Genomic DNA, 998 nt, shown 5'->3' with positions numbered 1-998 from the left:
GCGCCCTGCCGGTGCAGCTGGACCGGCGCTGGCGCGAGCTGGATTTCGGCGCTTGGGATGGTCTCGCCCCCGCGCAGGTAAGCTGCGCGGCGCTGACCGCGTTCTGGGTCGATCCCGATGCTCACGCCCCGCCGGGTGGAGAGCGCTGGTCCGCGCTGCGCGCGCGGGTAGCGGCGGCACTGGCCGATCTGCCCGGCAGCGACACCCTGGTGGTGACGCACGGTGGCGCGATGCGTGCCGCGCTCACCGTGCTGTGCGGGTTTGTGTCGGAACAGGCCTGGGCGTTTGACCTGCCCTATGCCGCGCTGCTCAGCCTGCGGGTCTGGCCCGGGGCGCGACCCTCAGCGCAGATCGTGGGGCTGGCCACATGAAAGGCTTTTTACTGGCAACGCAGTTCCTCACCCGCCTGCCCACGCCGCGCGTGGCTGCCGACGCTGGCGATTTTGCCGCCTCGATACGGTGGTTTCCCGCCGTGGGCGTGATCGTGGGTGGCTGCGTGGCCGGGGCGGCCTGGGCTGGTGGGTGGCTCGATCCGTGGATTGGGGCGATGGCCGGCCTGATGGCATGGGTGGCCGTGACGGGCGCGCTGCATCTCGATGGCCTGGCCGATCTGGCCGATGCCAGCGGCGCTGCCCATCGCGATCGCGCGCGGTTGCTGGCGGTGCTGGCCGATCCGCACGTCGGCAGCTTTGGCGTGGTGGCGGTGGTGATGCAACTCATGGCCAAGCTGGTGCTGCTCCATGCGCTGGTGGCGCAGGGCATGATGGCGGGCATCGTCTGGGTGCCTTTCGCCGCACGCCTTGGCCCGCTTGCCTGGGCGCGCTGGCTGCCGCCCTTGCACGCCGGGCTGGGGGCGCGTTTTGCCGGTGTGGTGCGCCGCCGCGATCTGGTGCTGTGGGCCGGCGCGCTGGCGCTGGCCGCCTGGTGGTATCCGGCCTTGCTGATCGCGGTGCCGGGCATGGCGCTGTGGGGCTGGTGGATCAAGGTGCGGATCGGCG

General features: G+C 71.9%; 2 protein-coding genes. Both read left to right on the top strand.

From position 1 onward, the window contains the following. On the top strand, positions 1–371 hold a 371-nt coding region (locus H926_RS0118690), incomplete at its 5' end, for a histidine phosphatase family protein (RefSeq protein ID WP_022677653.1). After that, a partial coding sequence (locus tag H926_RS28890; RefSeq protein WP_237741102.1) for an adenosylcobinamide-GDP ribazoletransferase occupies positions 368–998 on the top strand: 631 nt, incomplete at its 3' end. The genes H926_RS0118690 and H926_RS28890, both read left to right, overlap by 4 nt.

This window comes from Novosphingobium sp. B-7 (genome assembly GCF_000410615.1).
GTDB lineage: Bacteria > Pseudomonadota > Alphaproteobacteria > Sphingomonadales > Sphingomonadaceae > Novosphingobium > Novosphingobium capsulatum.
This window is presented reverse-complemented; position numbering and strand designations above follow the sequence as displayed.